At 73.6% G+C, this 1,353-nt stretch carries 2 protein-coding genes; both read left to right on the top strand.

What is annotated here, in order from left to right; genetic code table 11:
• Window positions 1–280, top strand: a 280-nt coding sequence (locus IDH44_RS26270) for a UDP-glucose/GDP-mannose dehydrogenase family protein (protein WP_263364436.1), incomplete at its 5' end; no start/stop codon positions are given.
• 16 nt (window positions 281–296) lie between these two features.
• Window positions 297–1,353, top strand: a 1,057-nt coding sequence (locus IDH44_RS26265) for a glycosyltransferase (protein WP_190921783.1), incomplete at its 3' end; no start/stop codon positions are given.

The following is a 1,353-nucleotide window of genomic DNA, read 5'->3' as shown; positions in this document are numbered from 1 at the left end:
GGCGCATGATCCGGTCGCGGCAGCCAAGGCCGCGCCGCTGCTGCCGCCCGGCGTGCGGCTGGCCGAGTCGGCCGAGGCGGCGCTGCGCGGCGCGGAGGCGGCCCTGCTGCTCACCGAGTGGCCGGACTACGCCGCGCTGCCGCCGCAGCTGCTGCGGGAGGCGATGGCGCGGCCGCTGCTCATCGACGGGCGCAATGCGTACCCGCCGCATCGGCGCGGCGAGCTGGAATATGTCGGGATCGGCCTCGGCGCCGCCGCGCCCGAGCTGCAGCACTCGTGAGAGGAGAGGATGAGCGATGCGGATCCTGGCGGTCAGCCACCCGTGCACGACGGATGTGAATCAGCAGTTCTACGCCGAGCTGGAGGCGCTGGGCCACGAGGTGCACGTGCTCGTCCCCGCCAATCTGCGCACGGCCTACGCCCCGGATGGCGTGCAGGTGAAGCGCTGGCCGGCCTACGCCGGGACGCTCGAGCAGCGCCGCGTCTTTGCCTCGGGCAGTGTGCCGCTGCACGGCTATCTGACGCCGCTGCGGCCGCTCATGCGCCGGTACGCGCCCGAGGTGCTGTTCGTGGAGGAGGAGCCGTACGCGGTCAGCGCCTGGCAGGCGATGCGGGCGAGCCGCGGGCTGCCGATGACCCGGGTCGTCTATTCGGCTCAGAATATTCGCAAGTCTTATCCGCCGCCCTTCCGCTGGATGGAGCAATACGTGCTGCGCGCCGCCGACGCGGCGGCGGTCGTCAGCGAGGATGTCGGCGCCGTACTGCGAGCCAAGCAATACAGCGGCAGACTGCTGCCGTTCCCGCTCGGCGTCGACACGGGCCAATTCCGGCCGCTGCCCGAGACGCGCGCGCGTCGTCGCGCCGAGCTGGGGGCGGGCGATGAGCTGGTGGTGGGCTACGTCGGCCGCTTCGTCGAGGAGAAGGGGATCCGGGTGCTCTGCGCGGCGGCGGAGCAGCTCGCGGCGCAGCCCGCGGGGCAGCTGGGCGCGCCGAGCTGCCGCTTCCTCTTCGTCGGCGGCGGGCCGCTGCTCGGCGAGCTGCGGGAGCTGGAACGCCGCCATCCGCGCGCGGTGACGGTGCGGGAGGGCGTGTCGCACGGCGAGGTGCACGAATGGATGAATGCGATGGACGTGCTGGCACTGCCGTCGCTGACGATGCCGGGCTGGAAGGAGCAGTTCGGCCGCGTCATCGTCGAGGCGATGGCCTGCGGCCTGCCGGTCGTCGGCACCGACAGCGGCGAGATCGGCCGGCTGCTGCAGGCGACCGGCGGCGGCTGGACGGTGCCCGAGCGGCAGCCCGAGGCGCTGGCCGCGCAGCTGCTCGGGCTGGCCGCGCGGCAGGCGGAGCGGGAGG

The organism is Paenibacillus sabuli, from assembly GCF_014705605.1.
In the GTDB taxonomy this organism is placed as follows: Bacteria; Bacillota; Bacilli; order Paenibacillales; family Paenibacillaceae; genus Paenibacillus_D; species Paenibacillus_D sabuli.
The sequence above is the reverse complement of the archived record's forward strand: the minus strand, read 5'-3'. Positions and strand labels throughout refer to the sequence as shown.